This is a genomic window from Homoserinibacter sp. GY 40078, assembly GCF_008017545.1.
GTDB lineage: Bacteria > Actinomycetota > Actinomycetes > Actinomycetales > Microbacteriaceae > Homoserinibacter.
This window is the reverse complement of the sequence record NZ_VRTZ01000001.1, coordinates 788,158-813,672: the sequence shown is the minus strand read 5'-3', so window position 1 is coordinate 813,672 and position 25,515 is coordinate 788,158. Positions and strand designations below refer to the sequence as shown.

Genomic DNA, 25,515 nt, shown 5'->3' with positions numbered 1-25,515 from the left:
ATGTTAACGGCGTGATCACGCCGCTTGACAGACTGCCCGTTCGCGATGCAGTCTATGCCCTGCTGAACCCATTTAGCACGGGGGACGCGCGGGTGCGCTTTCCAGGCCGCCGAGACACCGTCGAGTGCGAACGCACTGCACCAGAACACCAGACAAAGGAGTCCTCCATGGCAATCCACACCCCTCGAGGGCGCCGCGGGATCCGTCTCGCGACGGGCCTCGTGGCGACGGCCGCGATCACCGGCCTCGCCCTCACCGGGTGCGCGCCCGGCACATCGGCGCCCACCGAGACGACCAACGCCGACGTCAGCACTGAGCTGACGACCGAAGAGGTCAACCTCGTCATCGCCGACGAGACCGGCTTCCCCGTGACCGACAAGCTCGCGGAGGAGTTCACCAAGCAGCACCCGAACATCACGTTCACCATCAACCGCGACACCTTCCAGAACCTCACGGCCAACGCTCCGAAGCTGCTCGCGAGCTCCACCCCGCCCGACCTCATCCGTCTGCCCACCATCGGCGACACGGTGAAGGACGGCCTGCTCGCCAACCTCGACCCGTATTACGACGCGTACGGCTGGGACGCATGGCCCGCGTCGCAGCTCGCGCCGCTGCGCATGAGCGAGGACGGCATCCGCGGATCGGGTTCGCTCTACCAGCTCGGCCTCGGCTACAGCATCACCGGCATCTTCATGAACCTGGAGCTCGCCGACCAGCTCGGCATCGACGCCCCGCCGCAGACCATGGCGGAGCTCGAAGAGGACCTCGCCACCGCGAAGGCGGCCGGCGTGCTGCCGATCATGGCGGGCGACAAGGACGGCGTCGTGAACTTCGTCGTGCAGGCGGCGATGAACCAGTACGCCGACAAGGACGAGTTCATGTCGTGGATGTTCAACGAGCCGGGCGCCACCTACAACACCCCCGGCAACGTCGAGGGCGCGGAGCTCATCCGCAAGTGGGCTGACGCCGGGTACTTCCCGTCGGACATCAACGCGATCGACTACTTCACCTTCACGAGCCGGTTCTCCGAGGGTGAGGGTCTGTTCACCTTCAACGGCAACTGGGCCGCGGCCGACTACCAGAAGGCGCTCGGCGACGACGTGACCTTCTTCCTCGTGCCGCCGATCAACGAAGGCGACGGCCACGTCGCGATGGGTGCGGCGAACTCGTTCTCCGTGGCGGCGAAGTCCGCTCACCTCGACGAGATCGTCTACTTCCTGAACTGGATCCACACCGACCCGACCGCTCGCCAGATCATCGTCGACGTCACCGGGGCCTCCCCCGGCGGCGACCCGTCGCTGCCCCTGCCCGAGGTCGAGTCCGGATCGCTCATCGAGAAGGCGCTCGAGATGTCGGCCCAGATCGGCGCCGAGAACGGTCAGGTCGACTTCATGGCCAACACGACCGCCGGAATCTACGCCGGCTCGATCATCCCCGAGTCCCAGCTGCTCGTGACGAGCAAGATCACGGGCGAAGAGTTCGTCGAGCGCGTTCAGGCGTTCTACGAGAGCGAGGTCGGCTGACCATGAGAGACCGCAGTCGGATCGGCGCGCGAACCGCGACCGTGAACGAGCCTGGACAGGATCGGGGACGGTCCGCGTGACGGAATCGACTGCCCCCCGTCGGGGCGCTGCTCGCGCGGCGTCCCGACGGGGCACCCTCGTCGGCTGGGCCCTGCTCGCGCCGGCGCTCGCCGCCTACATCGGATTCGTCGTCGTGCCGTTCGGCATGGGGATCCAGTACTCCTTCTACGACTGGAACGGTGTCGGAGTCGCCACCTGGGTCGGCTTCGAGAACTACGCGAAGGTCTTCACCGACGCGACGCTGCTCGCGTCGATCGGGAACGCGTTCGTGCTGATCATCTACTTCACGATCATCCCGGTCGGCACCGGGCTGATCCTCGCGAGCCTCATCCGCTCGATGCGCGCCGGAGCGTTCTCCACGATCTCGCAGGCGGTGCTCTTCCTGCCGCAGATCATCCCGCTCGCCGCAGCCGGTATCGCCTGGTCGTGGATGTACGCCCAGACCGGCACGATCAACCAGATCCTCGGATGGGTGGGGCTCGGCGGCCTCGCCCGCCCCTGGCTCGCCGACTACGGCACCGCGCTGCCTGCCGTGGGCCTCATCGGCTCGTGGGTGCTCACCGGTCTCTGCACCGTGCTGCTGCTCACCGGCATCGGCAAGATCGAGACCTCGCTGTACGAGGCGATCCGCCTCGACGGTGCCGGCTGGTGGCGCGAGTTCTTCACGATCACCCTCCCCGGCCTCCGCCAGGAGATCGCGGTGCTCGTGACCATCACGGTCATCGCCGCCCTCAGCAGCTTCGACATCATCTACACCTCCACGCAGGGCGGCCCGGGTCGCGCCACCCTCGTGCCCGGCATCTCGATCTTCCGCATCGGATTCACCCAGAGCGACGTGGGCCTCGCATCCGCGTTCGGCATCGTGCTCATGGTGATCGTGCTGGCGGTCGTCCTGCCCATCCAGCGACTCTCGAGGAGTTCCCGATGATCGTCAGCCGCACCGAGGTCGTCATCGGCCGCATCCTGCTCATCGTCGTGCTGATCGCGACGGTGCTGCCGCTCATCTCCATGATCTCGGCCGCCCTGCAGCCCGCCGATGTCAACCCGACCGGCCTCGTGTGGCCGTCCGACCCGCAGTGGGGCAACTTCGTGACCGCGTTCGAGACCGGCCACGTGTGGACCCTCATGGTGTCGAGCTCGCTCATCGTGCTCGGTGTCGTCCCGGCGAGCCTCATCATCGCGACGCTCGCGGGCTACGCGCTCGGCGCGATGAAGGTGAAGGGCAGCCGTTGGATCCTGATCTTCTTCGTGCTGGGTCTCACGATCCCGTTCGAGGCGCTCATCATCCCGCTCTACTACCAGGCCCAGGGGCTCGGCACCCTCAACACCCAGCTCGCGGTCGTGTTCCCCCTCCTCGGGCTGTACATGCCGTTCAGCGTGTTCTGGATGCGCGCCCACTTCGTGAACGTGCCCACGGAGCTCTCCGAGGCGGCCCGGGTCGACGGCGCGAGCGTCTGGCAGGAGTTCCGCAGCATCCAGCTGCCGCTCGCGATGCCCGCGCTCTCGGCCCTCGCGATCCTGCTGTTCCTGTGGACGTGGAACCAGTTCCTGCTGCCCGTCGTGCTCATCGCCGACCCGCTGCAGCGGACCGTCGCGGGAGCGCTGACCTTCTTCCAGGGGCAGTACTCGCTGAGCATCCCGCTCCTCAACGCGGGCGCGCTCATCATCATCACGCCCGCGATCATCGTGTTCCTGATCTTCCAGCGGCAGTTCATCCGCGCACTCCTCCAGGGAGCCGTGAAGGGCTGACCGGCCCTGCCGACCCGCCTCTCCGCCCGATGGCGCCTGCCGCGCCGACCCACGAAAGCGAGCACTGTGAGCTTCCGCAGCGACACCCACTGGATCTGGGACTTCTGGATCGCCGACGACGGCGACAGCTTCCACATGTTCTACCTCCACGCCCCGAAGTCCCTCGTTGACCCGCATCTGCGGCACCGCAACGCGCGGATCGGGCATGCGGTGTCGACCGACCTGCGGTCGTGGACCGATCACGGCGAGGTGCTCGCCCCGGGCGCGGCCGGATCGTTCGACGAGACGGCCACGTGGACCGGCAGCGTCGTGCGCGGTGACGACGGCCTGTGGCGGATGTTCTACACGGGCGCGATCTTCCTGTCCGACGAGAACATGACCAACATCGAGGCGATCGGGGTCGCGACCTCCGACGACCTCCACACCTGGCAGAAGACTCCCGGTCCCATCACGGAGGCCGACCCGCGCTGGTACGAGACGCTCGCCGACGGCACCTGGCGCGAGCAGGCGTGGCGCGATCCGTGGGTCTACCGCGACGAGCGTGACGGGGTGTGGCACATGCTCATCACCGCACGGGGGCGCGACGGCGACGACGTGCTCGACCGCGGAGTGATCGGGCACGCGACCTCCCCCGACCTCGAGACGTGGACGGTACAGCCGCCGCTGAGCGAGCCGGGTATCGGGTTCATGCACCTTGAGGTGCCGCAGCTCTCGCACATCGACGGGCGCACACTGTTGACCTTTTCGTGCGATGGCCCCCACCTGACAGGGCGCCGGGCGGACACGACGGGCGGAGTGTGGGTGGCTCCGGTGGACGACATCCGCGGACCGTTCGGGCTCGACGACGTGGAGCTGCTCGCCCCCGAGACCTCGTACGCGGGTCGGCTCGTGCAGGATCGAGACGGCGCGTGGATGCTGCTCGCCTTCGAGAACGTGGTCGACGCGAGCGACGACGGCTTCGGCGGATGGATCGCCGACCCGGTGCCGGTGGCGAGCATCTGGTCGGCGTCGGCGGATGCGACGGGAGCCGGGCGATGAGCACCCCCACCGCTGCGCCCACGATAGACGGCTTCGCGGACTCCGGATTCCGCCGCACGCGCGCCGCGTTCGAGCAGGCGTTCGCCGGCAAGCCCGAGATGGGCGCCGCCCTCGCCGTGCGATTCGCGGGCGAGACGGTCGTCGACCTGTGGGGCGGCGTCGCGGACGCCCGCACCGGTGCCCCCTGGGAGCGGGACACGCGCAGCGTCGTGTTCTCGTGCACGAAGGGACTCATGTCGGTGCTGATCGCCCGACTCGTGGAGCGAGGGCTCATCGAGTACGGCGCGCCCGTCGCCCAGTACTGGCCCGAGTTCGCCGCCGCGGGTAAGGAGCACATCACCGTCGCCCAGGCGCTCTCGCACCGGGCGGGGCTCTCGGCGTTCCGCGAACCGGTGAGCGTCGACGAGCTCGTCGACTGGAACCGGATGACCGCGCGCATCGCCGCGGCCGAGCCGATCCGCGAACCCGGATCCGGCTACCAGTACCACGCGATCACCCACGGCTGGATGACGGGCGAGCTGATCCGCCGCGTCACCGGGAACACACCGCGGGCCGAGTTCGAGTCGGTGATCTCCGCTCCGCTCGGCGGGGGCATCGGCCTCGGCACGGTGCCGGGCGACGACCCGGGCGTCGCGCACCTCGTCGCCGCGCCCAGCATGTACGAGAACACCGCCGCGCTGACGGCGTATGCACCGCCCGGCGAGCCCGACTGGCTCGACCTCGCGATGACCCTCGGCGGTGCGCTGCCGTCCGAGCTCGTGAGCCCGACCGGCGGCTTCAACGACCCGCGTATCCGCGAGGCGCAGATCCCGGGCGCGGGGGGCATCGCATCCGCACGCGCACTCGCGACCGCCTGGTCGGCGACGATCACGACGACCGACGGCGTGCGACTCGTGGGCGACGATGCGCTCGCCGAGGCGACGCAGGTGCAGTCGGAGGGCGAGCCGCTCATCTCGGTGCCCGGTCCGTGGCCGCGCTGGGGCATGGGCCTGCAGCTCGACTCCGGTGCCCGCCGGTACGTGACGGGCCGCGGATTCGGCCACGACGGCGCCGGCGGTCAGGTCGCGTTCGCGGACCCCGGATTCGGCGGCGGCATCGGCTTCGCGTTCGTGACGAACCAGCTCGAGGCCGTCGACGACACCCGCGCCACCGCGATCGTCGACGCCCTCCGCGCCGACCTCGCCTGACGCCTCCGGCGCCCCCTCAGCCCCGGCGCCCCCTCAACTCCGTGAGAGTACGCACTTTTGCGTGCTCTCGACCGTGAGAGCACGCAAAAGTGCGTACTCTCACGGAGCCCGGATTCGGCGTTGACCGCGGACGCGAGTCAGTCGGCAGACGAGGCGTCGTCCTCAGCAGCCACACTCGCTCGGTATTCCGGCGCGGAAGGTTCGACGGTGTATTCGAGGACCTCAACGTGGTGCTCCTTAAGCGCCTCAAGCACCTCGGCCGGAGTGGTCCGAAAGTACTCGCGGCGGAGATTCACCCGATTGAGCCTTCGTGCCGCAAAGTGCTGGTGCAGGCGCGACTCGATCGCCACGGCGTCGTCCGCGAAGAACATGGCGTGTACATCGAACCGGAACGGAACGGAAGCGTCCCCGAGCTCGTTGACCCGGTCCATCGGCTCTAAGCGGCGCGTCATCCCGATCTTCACGACCTCAGGTCCGAACGACCCTACGTTGCTGATCACGTACACATACCCCGCTCGGATGTTCGCCGCCCTATAGTCAACGTCCGAGATCGCCTTCTCCACGTCTTCGAGCTGAGCGCGGATCCGCTCGGCGCCCTCGATGTCGCCCTTCTCGACCAACGCCGCCAGGACATTTGCGTAGTGCTTTCTCTCCTTCTCGAGTCGCTCCTTCTCTCGCGCAAGTTCCTGCTCAGCGAGCCTCTGCTGTCGCAACTCCTCGCGCCGCTCACGTTCCAGTTCCTTCTCCGCCTGAACTGCCTGGAGATGGCGTGCCGCCAACTCCAACTCGCGCAATCGGAGCCCATGGAAATATGGTGTGATTCTCAGGTCGATCATCGTTCCAAGCCGGGCGACTTGATCGACCGCAGTGCTGAGGCGCTTTTGTGCAGCCGGGAGGTTTCCCGCACGGACGGCCTTCACACAATTCTCGGCTTCGGCGTTGTAAGAGCGGAGCATCAGCTTCGACATATCTCGGACGAATTTGTCACCCTTCGATTTGCTGTTATTGAAGGTGAAGTTCGAGGTCGCAAAGGTCGCCCGACCTCCGCGAACGGCGTCCTTGATTTCTGACCTCAGTTTCTCCAGCTCGGTCGCAAGCGAAACGGAGGACTCTGCCGGATGTTCGAAGTCGTAGACTCCGAACTCCTGGATACCAACCGCCGCCCGCAGATCAACGACCTCGGCGCGGACCACGTCCAGGTCAGTTCTCGCCTGAGCTACCGACGCCTCGACCGAACTCAGCTCGACGCGAGCCAGTTCGACTTGGCCGAGAATGCTCTGCTTCAACGCGTCGAGTTCTGCTACCTCTCGGAGGCCATACTGATCGATCAGCCCCTGAAGGCGCTGGTTTTCCGCATGCGCGGCGGTGGCCGCCTTCCGCGCCCCAAAGAGGGGTACACGCGGAGCTGTCGGCTCGACCGCTCCCACATAGTTGGCAGGCTGCACGGCCGTGCCCGCGGGTGTGGCGGCGACCAACGGGTCGATGGACTGCACTCCCTGGGAGAAGACGTGATCGGTCCACGAACTCCCATTCCAGTAGCGCCGTTCATTCCGGCCAGTGGGGTCGGCGTACCAGTCGGCAGGGGTCTGCGGTCCAGAGTTCATCTTCGGGCTCTCCTCGGGTTTGGGCGTCATGGTAGACGCTCTTCCACGCGAATCGCATCCCGCGTTCGCCCCGCCTCAACTCCGTGAGAGTACGCACTTTTGCGTGCTCTCGACCGTGAGAGCACGCAAAAGTGCGTACTCTCACGGGGCTGAGACGGGGGCGCGGCACAGCTACGGGCTCGGAGGAGGAGCGGATGGAGCGGGGGCGCTCAGCGCTCGCGGACCTCGCCGAAGCGGCGGGCCACCACCGCCGCGAGCGTCGGACGCACGAGCGCCCACCCGGCGGCGATCACGAGCAGCGACACCACGAAGATCGCGAAGCCCACGGGATTGACCTCGTCGCTCGCGGTGTAGATGTGGTTGAGGTTTCTCAGCGCACCGGTCGTGAGCACGAGGCCCACGTGCACGATCACGAAGAGCACGAAGACGAGCATCACCGGGAAGTGGATCGCGCGCGCCAGATCGAACGGCACGATCCGGCTGAGGCGTTGGGCGTCGCGCGGCCAGAGGGCCGACATCCGGTATCCCGTCGCGATCGCGAGCGGCGACGCGATGAACACGATCGCGAAGTAGCTGAGCTGCTGGAGGCTGTTGTAGTTCACCCAGCCGTCGGTGGTGGGCCAGTCGAACGACACGTACTGCAGCAGCGCCGAGATGGCGTTCGGGATCACATCCCAGCTGGTCGGCACGATCCGCATCCACTGCCCGGTCGCGAACAGCAGCACGACGTAGACGACGCCGTTCACGATCCACAGCAGGTCGAGGGCGAGGTGCGTCCACACCGTGAGGCTCATCCGCCGCCGCCGGTTGCGGCGCGAGGTCCACAGCGCCCGGGGGTTCCGCTCCCGCCGCGACTGCCACCCCGTGCGCACCACGAGCACGAGCAGGAACGCGTTGAAGAAGTGCTGCCACCCGAGCCACGCGGGCAACCCGACGGGCGCGCCCTTCGGAAGCGGATACTCGCCCGGGTAGCGCTGCAGGAACTCCTGCACGGGCTCGAGCGTGCGCAGTCCGCGCGCCACCGCGACGGCGACAACCGCGAGCACCACGATCCCGATACCCACCGCGATCCAGAGCCGGATGCGACGACCGGCGGTCGGCGTTTCGGGCGGGGGTGTCACAGCTCTCGAGACTATCGGAGGCCTACCATGACGAGGGATCGACCGGGCAGGAGACCATGACGACCGCGACGAGCGCCGCCATGCACTGCGGCTACTTCGACGCCGGGGTGTGCCGCTCGTGCACCCTCATGGGCATCCCCTACGACCGCCAGTTGGCGGGCAAGGTCGCCGAGGCGGAGCAGCTGCTGGCGCCGTGGGCGGATGCGGTGTGGCTGCCGCCGGTCGCGAGCACCCCGGAGGCGTTCCGCAACAAGGCGAAGATGGTGGTCGGCGGCACCGTCGATGCGCCGACCCTCGGCATCCTCGACGCGGACCGGCGGGGCGTCGACCTGCAGGGGTGCGGTGTGCTCGCGGATGGGCTGCGCGACGCGTTCCCCGCGATCACAGCGTTCATCTCCCGTGCGCGGCTGGAGCCGTACGACGTGCCCGCGCGACGCGGCGAGCTCAAGAACGTCCTGCTCACGGAGTCGCCGGACGGGCGCCTCATGCTGCGGCTCGTGCTGCGCTCGACCGAGTCGCTCGCGCGCATCCGCAAGCACCTGCCGTCACTGCTTGAGGAGCTGCCGCGACTCGCCGTCGCGACCGTCAACCTGCTGCCCGAGCACAAGGCGGTGCTCGAAGGCGACGTGGAGCTGCCTCTCACCGCCGACGAAACGCTCGCGATGCGGCTCGACGACGTGGTGCTGCACCTGCGCCCGGGCGGCTTCTTCCAGACGAACACCGCGATCGCGGCGGGGCTGTACCGGCAGGCGCGCGAGTGGATCGACGAGGTCTCGCCCGCATCCGTGTGGGACCTCTACTGCGGGGTCGGCGGATTCGCGCTGAACGTCGCGGCACCGGGGCGGCAGGTGAGGGGCATCGAGGTGAGCGAGGCCGCGGTCGAGGGCGCGCGGATCTCGGCAGCGGATGCGGGACTCGACGTGATCTTCGAGGTGGGCGACGCGACAGCGCTCACCGCCGACGCCGCCCCGGATGCGGTGATCGTGAACCCGCCGCGCCGCGGTCTCGGGGCGGAGCTGTGCGCGACGCTCGACGGGTCGGGTGCACACACCATCGTCTACTCGAGCTGCAACGCGGAGTCGCTCGCACGCGACCTCGCCGCGATGCCGTCACTGCGGCCGGAGCGGGTGCGGGTGTTCGACATGTTCCCGCAGACCGGGCACTACGAGGTCATGGTGCTGCTGCGCCGACGGTGACGCGGTGCCGACTCAGCGGTTCGGGTTCGTCGCCTTGCCGTCGAGCCACAGCAGGTTCGACGGGTCGTCGTGCGCGGTGCCGGTGCCGACGTGCTTGTCGGAGATCTGCGGCCCCTTCGTGATCACGTGCACGAGCGCCATCGCGTGCCCGCGTCCCAGGTCGTAGTCCTCCTTCAGCCACTCGACGATCGCACCGGCCTTCACCCCCGGCTGATCGAGACCCCGCTCGTGGGCGAGCTCGACGAACTGCCGCGGGGTGAGACCCGTCTTCTCCTCGATGTTGTCGAGGTACGCCTGAAACGACATGTGCTCATTGTGCACGCACCGTCCGACGGCGTGGGGCCCCGACAGCTCGGGGCCCCGACGGCTCGGCTTACTGCCCCGGCGGGGTACCGCCGCTGAAGCCGCCTCCGCTGAATCCACCGCCGGAGAAGTCACCACCCGAGAAATCGCCCGAGAAGTCACCCCGCCCCGAGAAGCCGGTGGTCGTCGACGTGTCATCGCTCGTGATGTCGGCACCGAGGTCGGCGATCACCACTTCGTCACCCTCCGAGAGCCCCGACACGATCTCGGCGACATCCGTGCCGATCGCACCGACTTCCACCTCGACGCTCGAGACCTCGCCTCCGTCGAGCACCTGCACGGTCGTCGTGGTGCCGTCCACGTGAAGTGCGGACAGCGGCACCGTGAGCACATCGCTCGCAGCGGCGAGATCGACCGCAACCTCGACGGCCGCCCCGTTCAGGAGCGTGTCACCCGCGGGGTCCACGGCGATCTCCACCGTGAATGACGGGGTCGAGGTCTCGGACACGTTGATCACGCCGACCGACGAGACGGTCGCGGAGTAGCTTGCGCCGCTCGAGGTCACCACCGCGGTGCCGGTCTGGCCGGCCTCAACCTTCGCGATCTGGGCGAGCGTCACCGTGGATTCCACGGTGTACCCGTCGTCGCCGATGATCGTGATCACCTGCGTGGTCGAGCCCGCCGAGACGTCGTCTCCGACGGCGACACCCACGTACGCCACCGTGCCGGAGATGGGCGTGGTCAGCTCGGCCGCGGTCAGCTCGTGCTCGGCAATCGCCAGCTCGGCTTCGGCCAGCGAGATGGCGGCCTGGTCGGCGACGATATCCGCGGCGGATGCCGTGGAGGACTCACTGGAACCGCCTCCGCCGGAGGTGGAGCCGGCCGACGAACTCCCGCTCGAGGATCCGCTGGTCGACGATCCGGAGCTCCCCCCCGAGCTCGACGAGCTCGCCGCGATCGCCTCGCGGAGCTCGGTGAGCACGGAGTCGAGATCGGTGACGGCGGCCTGCACCGCATCCTGCGCGGATGCCACCACGGTCTGGGCGTCCCCAGTGCCGGCGATCGCCTCTTGGCAGGAGACAAGCAGCTCCTGCACGGCCTCGAGCGTCAGGGGCTCGTCCGCATCCGCTTCCGCCTCGGTATCGGTGTCCGCGTCCGTCTCGGTGTCGGTCTCCGCGTCCGCATCGGTTTCCGCGTCAGCGTCAGCATCCGCATCCGTCTCGGTGTCGTCCACGAGGGTCGCGTCGAGGAACGGCTGGCACACGGTCTGCGCGTTCGCGGACTCGTCGGTGGATGCCGCGAGCGCATCCGCCGCCGCCTGGGCGAGCGTGAGCAGGTTCTGCTGAGCCGCGACCACCTTCTGCACGGCCGCCTCCACGGCCGGGTCGGTGCCGCTCGACGAACCGCCCCCTGCGGAGGACGACGAGCCGCTCGACCCGGACGCAGCCGTCTCGGCCTGCGTGTCATCCCCCGCATCGGAGGAGGTCGAGGTCGAGCTCGAGCTCGTCGACGTCTGCGAGTCGAGGTCGTCGGCGAGCTGCTGCTCGGCATCCGCCACCGCCGACTCGGCCGCGTCGACCGCGTCCTCGAGGTCCGAGGGGTCGATGGTCGCGAGCACATCCCCCGCCTCGACCTCGTCGCCCACGGCGACGTTCACCGCATCCACCGTTCCGGATGCGGCGAAAGCGCGATCGCGCCGCGTGGCGGATGCGAGCGTGCCGCTGAGCGACAGCGTCTCGTCGACCGACCCGATCTCGGCGGTCGCGGTGCGGTACGCGGCAGCCGCGCTCCCGACGTTCGCCCACGCGATCCCGCCACCGGTGACGACGATCGCCCCGGCGACCACCCCCGCGCCGATCAAACGGCCCTTCGTGAACCAGGCGCGCAGGCCCTTCTTCCTCGTCATGTCCTGTGTCATTCCGTTCGCAGTGCGTCGATGGGGGCAAGTCGTGCGGCCCGGGTCGCCGGGTACACACCGAAGACGATGCCGATGGCGATCGAGACCCCGAGGGCTCCCGCCACCGCCGCGCCCGAGAGCACGACCGAGCTCCCGATGAGCGCCGGCAGCACCAGGGTGCCGAGCGCCCCGAGGAGCGCCCCGAGGATCCCGCCGCCGAGCCCGAGGATCGCGGCTTCGGTGAGGAACTGCCGTCGGATCGCCCACGGCGGCGCGCCGAGCGCCTTGCGCAGACCGATCTCGCGGGTGCGCTCAGTCACCGAGACCAGCATGATGTTCATCACGCCGATCCCGCCGACGAGCAGCGAGAGCGCGGCGATGCCCGTGAGCAGGATCGTCAGGGTCTGGTAGATCGACGTCGCCGTCTCGACGAGGGCCTCCTGGCTCGAGATCGAGAAGTCGGCCGAATCGGCGTCGGTGATGCCGTGCAGGTTCAGCAGCACCGCTTGCGCCTCCTGATAGGCGGCGGCGAGCTGGTCGGCCGAGGCCGCCTGCAGGTAGATGGTCGACACCGACGACGCCGAGGTGCCGCCGACGAGCACATTCGCGACCGTCGAGATGGGCGCGACGGCGATGTCGTCGAGGTTCGACGACGAGTCGGAGCCCGCAGAGGCGAGCACGCCGACCACCTCGAACGGCGTGCCGTCGATCTCGACGGTCTGCCCGACGACGTTCGTGCGCCCGAACAGCTCGGTGGCCGTCTCCGACCCGAGCACCACCACGCGGGCCGCGGAGGCGACGTCCTCCTCGTCGAAGAACGACCCCACCTCCAGTTCGCGGGCGCGCACGTCCACCCACGAGGCGGTGGTGCCGGTCACCGAGGTCGTCCAGTTGGTGTCGTTCGCCTCAAGGGCCAGCGACGTGGTCTTCTCGGGGGCGACGGCTGCGATGTCCGGCGCCGAGGTCTCGGAACCGAGAGCCTCTGCATCCGCGAGCGTCAGGGTCGTCGCGGTGCCGAAGCCGCCGCGCATCCCCGAGGAGTCGGTCGAGCTACCGGGCGAGACGATCAGCAGGTTGCTGCCGAGCGAGTCGATCTGCGAGGCGACGTCCTTCTGCGTGCCGAGGCCGAGGCCGACGGTGAGGATCACCGCGGCGATGCCGATCAGGATGCCGAGCACCGTCAGCAGCGAGCGCAAGGCGTGCGAACGCACCGCCGACCATGCCGTATGCAGGGTCTCCGTCCAGTTCACGCGGCCACCGCCTCGGAGGTCTGGATGAGTCCGTCACGCACCCGTACGACGCGCTCCGCGTGTTCGGCCACCTCCGACTCGTGGGTGATGAGCACGATCGTGCGGCCCGCGGCGTGGAGCTCCTCGAAGAGGTTCAGCACGTCGACGGTCGACACCGAGTCGAGGTTGCCGGTCGGTTCGTCGGCGAGGATCATCGTCGGCTCTCCGACGAGCGCCCGCGCCACCGCCACGCGCTGCTGCTGGCCACCCGAGAGCTCTCCCGGGCGATTGTCGAGCTTGTCGCCGAGACCCACCCGTTCGAGCGCGACGGCGGCGCGCTCCCGGCGCTCGTCCTTCGGAACGCCCGCGTAGATGAGGGGCAGCTCGACGTTGCGCCAGGCCGACAGCCCGGGCAGCAGATTGAAGCCCTGGAACACGAACCCGATCTCGCGATTGCGGATGCGCGCGAGCTCTGCCTCGTCGAGGTCGCCCACGTCCGAGCCCGCGAGCCGGTAGGTGCCGCTCGTCACGACATCCAGGCATCCGAGCACGTTCATGAGGGTCGACTTTCCAGAGCCCGACGGGCCCATGATCGCGACGTACTCGCCGCGGCGGATGTCGAGGTCCACACCCCGCAGCGCTTCGAACTCGATGGAGCCGGTGCGGTACACCTTGCGCACACCGGACAGCTCGATGACGACCTCGGCCGCCTCACGCGAGGGGCTCATCCGTTGCTCCCGGGCATCTGGCCGCCCTGGTCCCCGCTGGGGAAGTCGCCACCGCTCGGGAAGTCACCACCGCCGGGGAACTCCCCGTCCGAGGGGAACTCCCCGCCGCCCGGGAACTGACCGGTGTCACCGGTGTTGCCCTCGCCCGGCGTGAATGAGGCGACGAGCACCTCATCACCTTCCGAGAGGCCCGAGACGATCTCGGTGACCGTTCCGACGGTCTCGCCCACCTCGACCGTTGCGGTCGTGCGGGTCCCGTCGGATGCGACGAGCGTCACGGTGCTCGTGCCGTCGTCGGCCGTCGTGACGGCCGCACTCGGAACCGTGAGCACGCCGTCGCGCGATTCGTAGACGATCTCGAGGTCGACCGCGACGCCGTCGAAGAGGCCGTCGGCGGTGCCGTCGACAGAGACGGTCACCGGATACTCGGCGGCTCCGGAGGTCGTGGAGGGCAGCATGCCCACCTCGGTCACCTCGCCTTCGAGCTCGGTGCCGTCGTCGGTCGTGAGGTGCACGGCGTCGCCCACCGCGATGAGCGCGAGATCGGACTCTCCGACCGTGGCGTCGACGCTCCAGGAGTCCGTGCCGACGATCGTGAACGCGGCGGAAGAGGAGGAGCTGCTGCTGGTTGAGCTGGTCGAGCCGGTCGAGCCGCTCGAACCTCCCGTGCTCGACGAACCGACGCTGTCGCCCACCTCGATGCCCACCGAGGTGATCGTGCCGGCGACGGGAGCCTTCAGCGTCGCATCGTCGACGGCATCCTCCGCATCCTCGACGGCCGCCTCGGCGACCTCCACCTGGGCGGCAAGGGCGCTGATCTGCGCGAGATCCGCACTGCTGCCGCTCGACGACGACCGCGCGTCCGAGAGCTGAGCCGAGACTGAGGCGAGAGTCGACTTGGCCTGCAGCACCGCCGCATCCAGCGACAGCGTGTCGACAGTCGCGAGGGTGGCGCCCTTCTTCACTACGTCGCCCTCCGACACCTTCACAGAGGTGACGGTGCCGGAGACTGCGAAGTCGACATCCTCGTTCACGAGGGGCGTGAGCGTGCCGCTCGTCGCGACCGTCTGCTCGAGGGTCTGGACTTCCGCAGCCTGCGTGACCTCGAACGATCGCGCCTCGGCGCCCTGCTGGGCTCCCGGTATCGCGAATCCGAACACGTAGACGGCGACGCCGCCCAACACGAGGGCGACCGCGCCGCCCGTGATGATCCAGGTGCGCTTCCGTACGCGCGACAGGAACGATGCCACCGATTGCCTCCCCGTGCCCGCGACGGTTCGCGGGATCACAAGCGCGACGGTAGGGAGCCCGTTCGGGGGAATCGCTACGGAACGCTAAGGAGAAGCTGGGAAATAGCAGGTCGCCGCACAGCGCGCAAGCCCCCCAGCTCCGTTTCGACGGCGCGCACCCGGATCGGCAAGATGGATGCATCGGGTACAGACCCCTCGAATCCCGCTCCCTTCACGAGAGGAACGGCACCACCATGAGCACCACGATCGCACCCACCACTCGCGCCGCAGCCTCCGCCACGGAGCCGCTCGTCGCGGTCCGTTGGAACCGGGTCGCCGAGCGACTCTGGGCAGGAACCCACGACGGCGAGTTCTTCGGCACGATCGAGTTCACGGGTGGAGCGTTCGAGGTCTCCGACGACCGAGGCCTCTACCTCGGCCGCGCTCACAGCCTCGCCGCGGCCAAGCGCATCATCGACCAGCCGGACCAGCAGGAGCCCGCCGTGCTCGAGTGGCGCGATGGGCGTCGCGTGATGATGTTCGGCTGGATCGGATTCGTCAGCGCCGCGGTCGCGGCCGTGACGATCGCGACGCAGCTGTTCATCTAGACGAGCATCAGGCGGGAGTCGTTCGTCGACTCGACCGTCATGCGCCGGGCCCGACGACTTCTCGTCACCGGACCCGGCGATGGTTCACACGGTGTGATTCAGACAGTGTGGTTCCCGACGAACAGACCCGCCGGGTCAATCGCCGCCCGGATGCGCGCGAGTTCGTCGCTGTCCTCCGCACTGAAGAAGGTGCGACCGCGGCGCTCCGTGAACGTCGGCGCGTACCTGCCCGTCGCCCACGAGGCGAGTCGCGCGTCGAGCGCTTCTCCTGCCGCGAGTCCGGCTTCAGCCGCCTCAGGCGTGGGAGCGACCGCGACGGTGTGCAGCGCGTAGTCGCCCTCCACCCGCGAGAGGATCCCGCCGTCATCGGTAGACCGGGCGAACGCTCCACCCAGGTGCCGGACCTCGGCGACCATGAGGGGCGTCCTCGTTCCCGGCCCGACGAGCTCCAGGAATCCGGCCGCCGCCTCCTCGTCGAACTCGGCGAGCATGCTGTGCGTCGTGACAGCAGGCGTCGGCTGGGGCGGATCCATGTGCACCTCAAGCAACGCCGCGAGCGGAATGCGGCCGAAGGTGTCGACCTCCGGAGACAGCCGCCGCAGCTCCGCGAGCACCTCATCGGCGCGCTCGTCCTCCTCGAGCACCACGCCGTCGATGACCACGAGGTCGCGGCCAGAGAGGAACGGCGGAAGCTCCGGCAGGGGCGGGAAGCTCATGATCCTGAGGGACGTGGTGGCCGACTCGGGTGCGTCCCGGGTCCACCGCGCCCAGGCGGTGACCACCTCTGGCGCGCGCTCGCGGTCCCAGAGGAGCATGCCGGCGTAGACATCCGCGTAGGGGAGCAACTCGAGCTCGACGGCGACCACGATCCCAAGGCCGCTGCCGCCGCCACGTAGCGCCCAGAAGAGCTCAGGCGCATGGACGCCGTCGACGTGCCGCAGTTCGCCGTCCGCTGTCACGATCTCGATCGAACGGACGAGGTTGGCGCTCACGCCGTGGCGCCGGCCGTAGAACGACAACCCGCCGCCGAGCAGGAATCCGACAGCGGACACATCGCCCGCAGAGCCGTGCGGAACCGCAAGGCCGAATCCTGCCGCCGCGACGACGACGTCACGCCAGAGCGTGCCGCTCATGATGCGCGCGATACGCCGATCGGGGTCGATCGTGACCCCGGTGAGGTGGTCCGTCTTGACGATGAACACATCGGACAGGTCGACCCCGACGAAGGGGCCGACCCCATGCCCGGTGCGCATGGCGGCGAGACGCAGACCGGTCTCGGCGGCTGCGCGGACCAGCGCACAGACCTCCTCCGCGTCGCGGGGGAAGGCGACCCCGGCGGGCCGCAGCTCGACGGCGCGGTTCCACGGGGTGCGGGCGTCGTCGTAGCCGTCGTCGCCGGGAAGGTGGGTCTCGACATCTGCGAGACGCAGCTCGGTGTGAAGTGAAGTGATCATGCCGCCCAGCGTGGACGCGGCGGTGCGCCGCGACCATCCCAGACGGCCGCAGAGTCCGCGACCGGTGAATCGGGGGTGACGGTCCTCCAGATATCTGGGATATCCCTCCGCGACCGGAAGGAACATAATCATCGCGTGACCGCCCTCGACCTCACCCGCGAACGCGTGCGACGCGACGTGGATGCGCTCGCGCGCGCGGGGCTGGATCTCGACACCTTCTTCGAGGAGATGGTGCACTCGGTGCAGCGCGCGGTGCCGTGGGTGGCGGCGTGCCTCGGCACACAAGACCCGGCGACGCTGCTGCTCACCAGCGCACACAAATACGGCCACCTGCGTGGCGACAACAGTCACGACCTGGAGTTCGGGATCCTCGAGTACGGCACGGTCGAGACGACGGCGTTCACGGAGCTCGCCCGGGCGCCCGTGCCTGCGGCGGGGGTCCACCTGGTCACGAACGGCGACGTCGAGCGCTCGCACCGAATGCGCGACTTCATGACGCCGCACTACGGATTCGCAGACGAGATCCGCGTGATCTACCGCGAAGGTACCCGTGCGTGGGGAACCATGTCGTTGTTCCGCGGATCCGACGATGATCCGTTCGACGCCGACGATGTCGAGTTCCTGGCGTCCCTCTCGCCGATCTTGGCACTCGGAGTGCGTTCCGGGATCCTCTCGCGCCTCGCGGCACCGGCCGCCGCCCCTGACGCGGGTCCGGCGGTGCTCATTGTCGGCTCCGATGACCGGATCCAGCAGCTGACGCCCGGGGCGGAGGCGAGGCTTTCCGAGCTCGACTGGGGCAGGGCTGCAGTGGAGCCGATGAGCACCGTCTACTCACTCGTCGGAATGGCGCGCCGGTTCGGCGACGGCGAGTCGGTCAGCCCTCCACGGGGGCGGATCCGTACCGCCCGCGGCCAGTGGCTCATGCTTCACGCCGCTCCGCTGTCGAGCTCGAGCGAACGACGCGGCGACGTGGTCGTCACGATCGAGGAGGCCAGGCCTCCCGAGATCGTCGACCTCGTCGTGGCCGCGTTCGACCTCACCGCACGCGAGCGCGACGTCACCCGGCTCGTTCTCCAGGGGGTCGACACGAAGGAGATCGCGGCGGGCATGCACGTGTCGACGTACACGGTGCAGGATCACCTGAAGTCCATCTTCGACAAGGCCGGGGTGCGATCCCGGCGCGAGCTCGTCGGGCGCGTGTACTTCGACCAGTACGTGCCCCGGATGGGAACGCAACTCGACCCGTCGGGATGGTTCTCCTCCCCCACCTCGTGACGTCGGAGGGCGGGCCTAGGCTGACGGCATGGCACGCCCCACCTCCCCCGGCTTCTCCTGCACGGAATGCGGGTGGTCGGGCGCCAAGTGGTTCGGACGCTGCCCCGAGTGCCAGGCCTGGGGCACCGTGGTCGAACGCGGAGCCCCCACGACCTCCGTCGCCCCCGCGTCGGTTCCCGCGGCGCGGGCGGCGCGACCGATCACCCAGCACATCGCCGACGAGGCGGCACACCGGCCCACCGGCATCGGCGAGTTCGACCGCGTGCTCGGCGGCGGGCTCGTTCCGGGCGCGGCCGTGCTCATCTCGGGCGAGCCGGGGGTCGGCAAGTCCACCCTGCTGCTCGAGGTCGCGGCACGCACCGCACGGCGTGGAACGCGGGTGCTCTACGTCTCGGCCGAGGAGTCGGCGAGCCAGGTGCGGCTCCGCGCCGAGCGCACCGGCGCGCTCGACGACGAGCTCTATCTCGCATCCGAGACCGACCTCGCGACGGTCCTCGGGCACGTCGAGGCGGTCGCGCCTCAACTGCTCGTGGTCGACTCCGTGCAGACCGTGGCATCCGCCCAGTCGGATGGCGCCCCCGGCCAGCCGGCGCAGGTGCGGGAGGTCGCGGGCGCGCTCATCCGCGTCGCCAAGGAGCGCGGCATCCCGCTACTGCTCGTGGGGCACGTCACGAAAGACGGCACGATCGCCGGCCCCCGGCTGCTCGAGCACCTCGTCGACGTCGTGCTCTCGTTCGACGGCGACCGGGCAACGGCGCTGCGCTTCGTACGTGCCATGAAGAACCGCTTCGGGCCGACCGACGAGGCCGGCTGCTTCGAGATGTCGGGCGACGGGATCCTCGAGGTGCCGGATCCGTCGGGCCTGTTCCTCTCACGCTCGCGCACGCCCGTGCCCGGCACCTGCGTCACGGTCGCTCTCGAGGGGCGCCGGGCGCTCCCCGTCGAGGTGCAGGCGCTCGTCGTCGGCACGACGGCACCCAACCCGCGGCGGATCGTGAGCGGCGTCGACAGCGCCCGAGTCGCGATGCTCATCGCCGTGCTCGAGAAGCGGTGCCGCATCCGCCTCTCCGACAAAGAGGTGTACGTCTCGACGGTGGGCGGCATCCGCCTCTCCGAGCCGGGCGCCGACCTCGCGATCGCGCTCGCCATCGCGAGCGCCGCGAAAGACACGGCGCTCCCCCGCACCCTCGCCGCGATCGGCGAGATCAGCCTCGCCGGCGAGGTGCGACCCGTCGCCGGCGCCGCCCAGCGGATCTCGGAGGGCACCCGGCTCGGCTATCGCACCATCATCGATGCCGAGGTCGGGAGCCTGCAGACCGCGGAGTCGCTGGCATTCTCGGCGCGCGGCGCGGAGAAGGTCGACGTTCCGACGTTCTGATCCTGCGGCGCGCTGCCCCCGACGTCAGTCGACGTCAGTACAGCAGGAAGGGCACGTCCTCTTCGGACTTCGCCTGACCCAACGCGACCGAGAGGCGATAGGTGGCGCCCTCCGCGGTCACGAGCGGACGGTCATCCCCGCAGTTGTCGGTGCCGGACCGCACGCGCCCCCACTCGAAGGGTGTCGTATTCGTCTCGACACCCGGCTCGAGCACCATCTCCTGCGGCGCCGATTCGCTCTGGCAGTCGCGTGAGTTCCAGATCGGATCGGATCCCGACACGATCGAGTACAGCTGCGCGTCCGTGCCCACGTCGAAACTGCAGGCCTCCGTGCCCGAGTTCACGATCGTCATCGAGATCATCGGGAACTCGCCCTCCTGATACTCCGACTTATCCGTCACGGGAGTGAGGGTGATGTCTGCGGGGTCGCACGCGGCGGCATCCGCGGGCTCGGTCGACTCGGCACTCGGCGTGCCCGACCCGGACGGCGTGGTCGGGTCGGGGGTCGTCGGCTCGTCTCCACCGCGAGGAATCAGCAGCAGAACGATAATCGCGATCACCGCGAGCGCCGCCAGCCCCACGACGACGCGGCGTCGGCGGTACACCGAAGCGGGCAGGCGCCCGGGCTGCGGGGTCGACATGTCCACAGAGTAGGCCTGCCCGGGGCCGATGCCCGGGGAACGCGCCGCCGTCCACCGACCTCGATGGGATTCCCGGGTTCCTCTTAGGATGCGCCAGGAGTTCGCTCGGACCGCTCCCCGATTCTCTATGCCATGAACGACTCCACGACCCCACCGGCGGACGGCACTCCCGCCGCCGAAGAGGCCGCCCCGGCGGCCGTATCCTCGCCCGCAGGCACCGCATCCGCACCGGTTGCCGCCGATGCCGAACCCGCAGACGCGACGGTCAAGCAGCCACGCACGTGGCGGACTCGTGCCATCGCGCTCACCGGCATCGCGGCTCTCGTGCTCGGACTCGGCGCCGGAGGGGTGAGCGGATGGGCGATCGCCAACGCCCAGCGCCCGTCGTTCGGCCAGATGGGAGGCTTCCCGGGCGGCGACGGCGACTTCCAGCCGCCGGACGGCCAGATGCCCGGAGGCGACGGCGACATGCCGCAGCGCCCCGACGGTGGCGACTCCAGTGGCGACACCTCATCCGGGTCGACCGACTCGAGCTCCAGCTCGAGCTCCTAAGCCGCCCACCGCAGAGCGGGCATAAAAAGCGAGGGGCGCGACCGGCGTACACAACGGTCGCGCCCCTCGTCGTGTCTAGAGCTGCTTGAGCATCCGGGTGTTGCCGAGCGTGTTCTGCTTCACCCGCGCGAGGTCGAGGAACTCGGCCACGCCGTCATCCGGTGAGCGCACGAGCTCGGCGTAGACCTCCGGATCGACGACGCGCTCCCCGATCGGGGCGAAGCCGTGACCGCCGAAGAAGTCGGTCTCGAAGGTGAGACAGAACAGGCGCGTGAGCCCGAGTTCGCGGGCGTCGTCTTCCAGGTGCTCGAGGAGCGCATGCCCGACCCCGTGCCGCAACCAGCCGTCGGCGACGGCGATCGTGCGGATCTCGCCGAGGTCCTCCCAGATCACGTGCAGGGCTCCGCATCCGATGAGCGTGCCGTCGGCCGTCTCGGCCACGCGGAACTCCTGGATGTCCTCGAAGAGGGTCACGCGCTCCTTGCCCAGGAGGATGCGTCGCTCGACGTACGGTTCGATGAGCGCGAGCATTCCCCGGACGTCTGCGGTGCGCGCCCGGCGCACCTGGAACTCGGATACCACCCGATCACCCTAACGACGTGGCGGGCCTGCCGTCGCGGCGGGGGAACCCGCAGACGCGGGCGGAGATACGCGAACGGGGCGGGAGCACCAGCTCCCGCCCCGTCACAGCTTCTCCGCCCGCGAAGGCGGAACCTCGGCTACGCCTCGGCCGCCTCGACCTCGTCGACATCCGCGGCACCGGATGCGGCACCCACCGCCGCCGGCAGCTCACGGCCCGGCTGACGCCCGGTCGTGAAGATGAACTCGCCGTCCACGAAGTCGACGTGCACGTGGTCGCCCGCGTCGAGGCGGCCGTGCAGGATCTCCTCCGACAGCTTGTCCTCGATCTCGTGCTGTACGGCCCGGCGCAGCGGCCGCGCACCGAGGGTCGGCTCCCAGCCGATCTCGATGAGGCGGATCTTCGCCGGGTCCGACACCTCGATCGTCATGTCGCGGTCGAGCAGGCGCTCCGAGAGCCGCTTGATGAACAGGTCGACGATCTGGCGCAGCTCGTCCTGCGAGAGCTGCGGGAACACGATCGTCTCGTCCACACGGTTCAGGAACTCGGGCTTGAAGTGCTTCTTCAGCTCCTCCACGACCTTCGACCGCATGGCGCGGTAGGAGGTCTCGGAGTTGCCCTCGATCGTGAAGCCAACCGGACCGCCCGTGATGTCCTTCGTGCCCAGGTTGGTCGTCATGATGATGACGGTGTTCTTGAAGTCGACCAGGCGACCCTGACCATCCGTCAGACGACCCTCCTCGAGGATCTGCAGGAGCGAGTTGAAGATGTCCGGGTGGGCCTTCTCGATCTCGTCGAAGAGCACCACGCTGAACGGCTTGCGGCGCACCTTCTCGGTGAGCTGGCCGCCCTCTTCGAACCCGACGAACCCGGGAGGGGCTCCGAACAGGCGCGAGACGGTGTGCTTCTCGCCGTACTCCGACATGTCGAGCGAGATCAGCGCGTTCTCGTCATCGAAGAGGAACTCCGCGAGAGCCTTCGCGAGCTCCGTCTTTCCGACGCCGGTGGGGCCGGCGAAGATGAACGAGCCGGAGGGACGCTTCGGGTCCTTGAGGCCGGCGCGCGTGCGGCGGATGGTCTTCGCGAGGACCGAGATGGCCTCCTCCTGACCGATGACCCGCTGGTGCAGCGCCTTCTCCATGAAGATCAGGCGCGCCGACTCCTCTTCGGTGAGCTTGAACACCGGGATGCCGGTCGCGTTCGCGAGCACCTCGGCGATGACACCCTCGTCGACGGTGCCGGATGCGGCCACGTCACCCGCGCGCCACTGCTTCTCGAGACGCAGGCGCTCGCCGAGCAGGCGCTTCTCCTCGTCGCGCTTGGTGGCGGCGAGCTCGAAGTCCTGATCCTCGATCGCGCCCTCCTTCTCGGCGCGGACCGCGGCGATCTTCTCGTCGAATTCGCGCAGCTCCGGCGGGGCGGAGAGGATGCTGAGGCGCAGACGCGCGCCCGCCTCGTCGATCAGGTCGATCGCCTTGTCGGGCAGGAAGCGGTCCTGCACGTAACGGTCGGCGAGGTTCGCGGCCGCGACGATCGCGCCATCCGTGATCGACACCTTGTGGAAGGCCTCGTACTTGTCGCGCAGACCCTTCAGGATGTTGATCGTCATCGGCAGGGTCGGCTCGGCCACCTGCACCGGCTGGAAGCGGCGCTCGAGCGCGGCATCCTTCTCGAAGTGCTTGCGGTACTCGTCGAGCGTCGTCGCGCCGATCGTCTGCAGCTCACCCCGGGCGAGCAGCGGCTTCAGGATGTTGGCCGCGTCGATCGCGCCCTCGGCGGCACCCGCACCGACGAGGGTGTGGATCTCGTCGATGAAGGTGATGATGTCGCCGCGGGTGCGGATCTCCTTGGTGACCTTCTTGAGACGCTCCTCGAAGTCGCCGCGGTAACGCGACCCGGCGATGAGGCTGCCGAGGTCGAGCGTGTAGAGCTGCTTGTCCTTGAGCGTCTCGGGCACCTCGCCGCGCACGATCGCCTGGGCGAGGCCCTCGACGACGGCCGTCTTGCCGACGCCCGGCTCGCCGATCAGCACGGGGTTGTTCTTGGAGCGGCGGGAGAGGATCTGCATGACCCGCTCCATCTCCTTCTCGCGCCCGATCACCGGGTCGAGCTTGCCCTCTCGGGCGGCCTGGGTGAGGTTGCGGCCGAACTGGTCGAGGATCTGGCTGCCCTTGTCGGGCGCCGTCTCCTGGCTGCCGACGGCGACCTGCTCCTTGCCCTGGTATCCGCTGAGCAGCTGGATGACCTGCTGGCGCACGCGGTTGAGGTCCGCGCCGAGCTTGACGAGCACCTGGGCGGCGACGCCCTCGCCTTCGCGGATGAGGCCGAGCAGGATGTGCTCGGTGCCGATGTAGCTGTGGCCGAGCTGCAGCGCTTCCCGGAGGCTCAGCTCGAGCACCTTCTTGGCGCGCGGGGTGAACGGGATGTGGCCCGTCGGCTGCTGCTGGCCCTGGCCGATGATGTCCTGGACCTGCTCGCGGACGGCATCGAGCGAGATGCCGAGCGACTCGAGCGCCTTCGCGGCGACGCCCTCGCCCTCGTGGATGAGGCCGAGCAGGATGTGCTCGGTGCCGATGTAGTTGTGGTTGAGCATCTTGGCCTCTTCCTGGGCCAGGACGACCACCCGACGGGCTCGGTCGGTAAAGCGCTCGAACATGTCAACTCCCCTCGCCGCGCGGACACGGGTGGCGCGGCGATACATCGAGGGTAACGATCGGCCCCTCCCGCCGATGCCCCTGTTCGCCCTGGGCGCATCCCCTTCTCTGGGTGCGCGATAGACATGTCTGCGGCGCGTCTGACACCCGCGCGGCGGTGTCTGCGGGGCCATAGACATGTCTACGGCGGCACCCACACGAGCTGGCGTAGCGTACGGGGGTGAGCAACCTCGAGAAGGATCCGCAGGAGCTCGTGTGCGTGGTCGATCCGGATGCGGGCGAGGTCGAGGTGCTCGAGCCGCGGGAGGTGCCGCTCGGCGGGCCGCGTGCTCTCCACGTGCGCCGCACGCTCCCCCAGCGCAAGCGCTCGCTCATCGGAGCCTGGTGCTTCGTCGACTCCTACGGCCCCACCCCCGTCGCACGACAGGGCACGATGGACACCCCGCCGCATCCGCACACCGGGCTCCAGACGGTGAGCTGGCTCTACCAGGGCGAGATCGAGCACCGCGACTCGACCGGCGCACACCAGTTCGTGAACCCCGGTCAGGTGAACCTCATGACCGCCGGGCGCGGCATCCAGCATTCGGAGGTGTCGACCACCGCGGCAACGCAACTGCACGGTGTCCAGCTGTGGACCGCGCTCCCCGACGCCTCCCGCGGCGTCGCCCCCTTCTTCGAGCACCACCTCGCCGAGGCTGTGACGGTTGGCGAGGCGACGCTCCGGGTGTTCGTCGGATCCTGGGTGGGCGTCAGCTCACCCGTCACGACCTACACGCCGCTCGTCGCCGCCCAGCTCGACCTGCCCGCCGGAGGCTCGGTCGAGCTTCCTGCCGGCCCCGCCTTCGAGTACGGGCTCGTCGTGGATCACGAGCCGGCGCGACTGCAGGGCGTCGATGTGCCCGAGCATCACCTCGGCGTCGTGCCGCTCGGCAGCCGTGCGATCCGCATCGAGGCCCCCGCCGGTCCGCTGCGCGTGCTCGTCATCGGAGGCGAGCCGCTCGACGAGCCGATCGTCATGTGGTGGAACTTCGTCGGCCGCAGCCACGACGAGATCGTCGCGTGGCGCGGCGAATGGCAGGACGAGGTGATCGCGGACACCGACCGCACCGGCCGCTACGGGCACGTCGACGGATACGACGGATCCGCCCTGCCTGCCCCCGAGCTGCCGAATGTACGGCTCCGCCCGCGGGAGTGACTAGTGACTAGCCAGCTAGTGACTAGCCGGTTAGTGGACTAGTCGGTTAGTCAGCCGCCTCGCGCGCCGCCGCACGCCGTGCGCGCTCCTCGGCCTCCATGTCGGAGTACACCTTGCGCTCGGTGCGGTCGGCCCGCAGGATCGCGCGCAGGATGAACCAGAACACGAGACCCAGCGCGATCGTGGGGATCACGGAGAAGATCGCGTTTCCCCAGAAGTCGGTGGGCATGCGGAAAGCCTACGGCGCGCTGCTCAGCGTGGGCTGAAGACGACGACGAGCACGACGACCGCGAGGATCAAGACGAGGCCGCCGTA

23 protein-coding genes are annotated in these 25,515 nt (G+C 69.0%); 11 read left to right on the top strand and 12 right to left on the bottom strand.

Annotated features, from left to right (window positions below; genetic code table 11):
* Positions 1-167: 167 nt before the first annotated feature.
* The 5 genes from FVQ89_RS03950 (at position 168) to FVQ89_RS03930 (ending at position 5,557) form a co-directional block, all read left to right on the top strand.
* Entirely contained in the window at positions 168-1,523 is a 1,356-nt protein-coding gene (locus FVQ89_RS03950) for an ABC transporter substrate-binding protein (protein WP_147900592.1), read from the top strand.
* Between the two features lie 76 nt (positions 1,524-1,599).
* Positions 1,600-2,511, top strand: a complete 912-nt coding sequence (locus FVQ89_RS03945; RefSeq protein ID WP_147900591.1) for a carbohydrate ABC transporter permease — start codon at positions 1,600-1,602, stop codon at positions 2,509-2,511.
* Positions 2,508-3,332, top strand: a complete 825-nt coding sequence (locus FVQ89_RS03940) for a carbohydrate ABC transporter permease (RefSeq protein ID WP_147900590.1) — start codon at positions 2,508-2,510, stop codon at positions 3,330-3,332. The genes FVQ89_RS03945 and FVQ89_RS03940 overlap by 4 nt, the downstream gene beginning before the upstream one ends.
* 66 nt (positions 3,333-3,398) lie before the next feature.
* Positions 3,399-4,370 (top strand): glycoside hydrolase family 68 protein, encoded by a 972-nt coding sequence (locus tag FVQ89_RS03935; RefSeq protein ID WP_147900589.1) that lies wholly within the window; start codon positions 3,399-3,401, stop codon positions 4,368-4,370.
* A complete protein-coding gene (locus FVQ89_RS03930; RefSeq protein WP_147900588.1) occupies positions 4,367-5,557 on the top strand; it encodes a serine hydrolase domain-containing protein in 1,191 nt (396 codons plus the stop codon). Before FVQ89_RS03935 ends, FVQ89_RS03930 begins: the two co-directional genes overlap by 4 nt.
* A 137-nt stretch (positions 5,558-5,694) precedes the next feature.
* On the opposite strand, the gene FVQ89_RS03925 is transcribed toward FVQ89_RS03930, so the two are convergent.
* On the bottom strand, positions 5,695-7,191 hold the full coding sequence (locus FVQ89_RS03925; RefSeq protein WP_147900587.1) for a DUF4041 domain-containing protein: 1,497 nt from the start codon (positions 7,189-7,191) through the stop codon (positions 5,695-5,697).
* A 179-nt stretch (positions 7,192-7,370) separates the two neighbouring features.
* A complete protein-coding gene (locus FVQ89_RS03920) occupies positions 7,371-8,282 on the bottom strand; it encodes a cytochrome b/b6 domain-containing protein (protein ID WP_255513411.1) in 912 nt (303 codons plus the stop codon).
* Positions 8,283-8,362: 80 nt separating this feature from the next.
* Between FVQ89_RS03920 and rlmC the strand changes: the two genes are divergently transcribed.
* Positions 8,363-9,478: a 23S rRNA (uracil(747)-C(5))-methyltransferase RlmC gene (gene rlmC / locus FVQ89_RS03915; protein ID WP_147901480.1), complete on the top strand. Its 1,116-nt coding sequence runs from the start codon at positions 8,363-8,365 to the stop codon at positions 9,476-9,478.
* 12 nt (positions 9,479-9,490) lie between these two features.
* On the opposite strand, the gene FVQ89_RS03910 is transcribed toward rlmC, so the two are convergent.
* From FVQ89_RS03910 to FVQ89_RS03890, 5 genes are all read right to left on the bottom strand, one after another.
* Positions 9,491-9,784: a DUF4287 domain-containing protein gene (locus tag FVQ89_RS03910; protein WP_147900585.1), complete on the bottom strand. Its 294-nt coding sequence runs from the start codon at positions 9,782-9,784 to the stop codon at positions 9,491-9,493.
* A gap of 67 nt (positions 9,785-9,851) precedes the next feature.
* Positions 9,852-11,687: an efflux RND transporter periplasmic adaptor subunit gene (locus tag FVQ89_RS03905; RefSeq protein WP_187264884.1), complete on the bottom strand. Its 1,836-nt coding sequence runs from the start codon at positions 11,685-11,687 to the stop codon at positions 9,852-9,854.
* Between the two features lie 8 nt (positions 11,688-11,695).
* On the bottom strand, positions 11,696-12,928 hold the full coding sequence (locus FVQ89_RS03900) for an ABC transporter permease (protein ID WP_147900583.1): 1,233 nt from the start codon (positions 12,926-12,928) through the stop codon (positions 11,696-11,698).
* Positions 12,925-13,635, bottom strand: coding sequence for an ABC transporter ATP-binding protein (locus FVQ89_RS03895; RefSeq protein WP_147900582.1), 711 nt, complete (start codon positions 13,633-13,635; stop codon positions 12,925-12,927). The genes FVQ89_RS03900 and FVQ89_RS03895 overlap by 4 nt, the downstream gene beginning before the upstream one ends.
* Positions 13,632-14,924 (bottom strand): efflux RND transporter periplasmic adaptor subunit, encoded by a 1,293-nt coding sequence (locus FVQ89_RS03890; protein WP_255513410.1) that lies wholly within the window; start codon positions 14,922-14,924, stop codon positions 13,632-13,634. Before FVQ89_RS03890 ends, FVQ89_RS03895 begins: the two co-directional genes overlap by 4 nt.
* A 194-nt stretch (positions 14,925-15,118) precedes the next feature.
* Here FVQ89_RS03890 and FVQ89_RS03885 point away from each other — a divergent pair, with 194 nt between their 5' ends.
* Positions 15,119-15,472, top strand: a complete 354-nt coding sequence (locus tag FVQ89_RS03885; RefSeq protein ID WP_147900581.1) for a hypothetical protein — start codon at positions 15,119-15,121, stop codon at positions 15,470-15,472.
* A gap of 98 nt (positions 15,473-15,570) precedes the next feature.
* Here FVQ89_RS03885 and FVQ89_RS03880 read toward each other — a convergent pair whose 3' ends face one another.
* On the bottom strand, positions 15,571-16,926 hold the full coding sequence (locus FVQ89_RS03880) for an FAD-binding oxidoreductase (RefSeq protein WP_147900580.1): 1,356 nt from the start codon (positions 16,924-16,926) through the stop codon (positions 15,571-15,573).
* 135 nt (positions 16,927-17,061) lie between these two features.
* Here FVQ89_RS03880 and FVQ89_RS03875 point away from each other — a divergent pair, with 135 nt between their 5' ends.
* Positions 17,062-18,201 carry a LuxR C-terminal-related transcriptional regulator gene (locus tag FVQ89_RS03875; RefSeq protein WP_222706032.1) on the top strand — a complete coding sequence of 380 codons (1,140 nt, stop codon included), beginning with the start codon at positions 17,062-17,064 and terminating at the stop codon, positions 18,199-18,201.
* A 28-nt stretch (positions 18,202-18,229) separates the two neighbouring features.
* Complete coding sequence (radA, locus tag FVQ89_RS03870; protein ID WP_147900579.1) at positions 18,230-19,579, top strand: DNA repair protein RadA; 1,350 nt, start codon at positions 18,230-18,232, stop codon at positions 19,577-19,579.
* A gap of 34 nt (positions 19,580-19,613) precedes the next feature.
* Here radA and FVQ89_RS03865 read toward each other — a convergent pair whose 3' ends face one another.
* Positions 19,614-20,219 (bottom strand): hypothetical protein, encoded by a 606-nt coding sequence (locus FVQ89_RS03865; RefSeq protein ID WP_147900578.1) that lies wholly within the window; start codon positions 20,217-20,219, stop codon positions 19,614-19,616.
* Positions 20,220-20,351: 132 nt separating this feature from the next.
* Here FVQ89_RS03865 and FVQ89_RS03860 point away from each other — a divergent pair, with 132 nt between their 5' ends.
* Entirely contained in the window at positions 20,352-20,771 is a 420-nt protein-coding gene (locus FVQ89_RS03860; protein ID WP_147900577.1) for a hypothetical protein, read from the top strand.
* A 75-nt stretch (positions 20,772-20,846) separates the two neighbouring features.
* On the opposite strand, the gene FVQ89_RS03855 is transcribed toward FVQ89_RS03860, so the two are convergent.
* Complete coding sequence (locus FVQ89_RS03855; protein WP_255513409.1) at positions 20,847-21,353, bottom strand: amino-acid N-acetyltransferase; 507 nt, start codon at positions 21,351-21,353, stop codon at positions 20,847-20,849.
* A gap of 137 nt (positions 21,354-21,490) precedes the next feature.
* Positions 21,491-24,007, bottom strand: coding sequence for an ATP-dependent Clp protease ATP-binding subunit (locus FVQ89_RS03845; protein ID WP_147900576.1), 2,517 nt, complete (start codon positions 24,005-24,007; stop codon positions 21,491-21,493).
* A gap of 218 nt (positions 24,008-24,225) precedes the next feature.
* Between FVQ89_RS03845 and FVQ89_RS03840 the strand changes: the two genes are divergently transcribed.
* Positions 24,226-25,200 (top strand): pirin family protein, encoded by a 975-nt coding sequence (locus tag FVQ89_RS03840; RefSeq protein WP_147900575.1) that lies wholly within the window; start codon positions 24,226-24,228, stop codon positions 25,198-25,200.
* 46 nt (positions 25,201-25,246) lie between these two features.
* On the opposite strand, the gene FVQ89_RS03835 is transcribed toward FVQ89_RS03840, so the two are convergent.
* Positions 25,247-25,429 (bottom strand): hypothetical protein, encoded by a 183-nt coding sequence (locus FVQ89_RS03835; RefSeq protein ID WP_147900574.1) that lies wholly within the window; start codon positions 25,427-25,429, stop codon positions 25,247-25,249.
* Between the last annotated feature and the right edge of the window lie 86 nt (positions 25,430-25,515).

Coding starts and splice junctions, on each gene's coding strand:
- FVQ89_RS03925 (WP_147900587.1), bottom strand. CDS start 7,191: ATGACGCCCAAACCCGAGGAGAGCCCGAAGATGAACTCTGGACCGCAG.
- FVQ89_RS03940 (WP_147900590.1), top strand. CDS start 2,508: ATGATCGTCAGCCGCACCGAGGTCGTCATCGGCCGCATCCTGCTCATC.
- FVQ89_RS03905 (WP_187264884.1), bottom strand. CDS start 11,687: ATGACGAGGAAGAAGGGCCTGCGCGCCTGGTTCACGAAGGGCCGTTTG.
- FVQ89_RS03865 (WP_147900578.1), bottom strand. CDS start 20,219: ATGTCGACCCCGCAGCCCGGGCGCCTGCCCGCTTCGGTGTACCGCCGA.
- FVQ89_RS03885 (WP_147900581.1), top strand. CDS start 15,119: ATGAGCACCACGATCGCACCCACCACTCGCGCCGCAGCCTCCGCCACG.
- radA (WP_147900579.1), top strand. CDS start 18,230: ATGGCACGCCCCACCTCCCCCGGCTTCTCCTGCACGGAATGCGGGTGG.
- FVQ89_RS03880 (WP_147900580.1), bottom strand. CDS start 16,926: ATGATCACTTCACTTCACACCGAGCTGCGTCTCGCAGATGTCGAGACC.
- FVQ89_RS03930 (WP_147900588.1), top strand. CDS start 4,367: ATGAGCACCCCCACCGCTGCGCCCACGATAGACGGCTTCGCGGACTCC.
- FVQ89_RS03845 (WP_147900576.1), bottom strand. CDS start 24,007: ATGTTCGAGCGCTTTACCGACCGAGCCCGTCGGGTGGTCGTCCTGGCC.
- FVQ89_RS03860 (WP_147900577.1), top strand. CDS start 20,352: ATGAACGACTCCACGACCCCACCGGCGGACGGCACTCCCGCCGCCGAA.
- FVQ89_RS03835 (WP_147900574.1), bottom strand. CDS start 25,429: ATGCCCACCGACTTCTGGGGAAACGCGATCTTCTCCGTGATCCCCACG.
- FVQ89_RS03895 (WP_147900582.1), bottom strand. CDS start 13,635: ATGAGCCCCTCGCGTGAGGCGGCCGAGGTCGTCATCGAGCTGTCCGGT.
- rlmC (WP_147901480.1), top strand. CDS start 8,363: ATGCACTGCGGCTACTTCGACGCCGGGGTGTGCCGCTCGTGCACCCTC.
- FVQ89_RS03910 (WP_147900585.1), bottom strand. CDS start 9,784: ATGTCGTTTCAGGCGTACCTCGACAACATCGAGGAGAAGACGGGTCTC.
- FVQ89_RS03950 (WP_147900592.1), top strand. CDS start 168: ATGGCAATCCACACCCCTCGAGGGCGCCGCGGGATCCGTCTCGCGACG.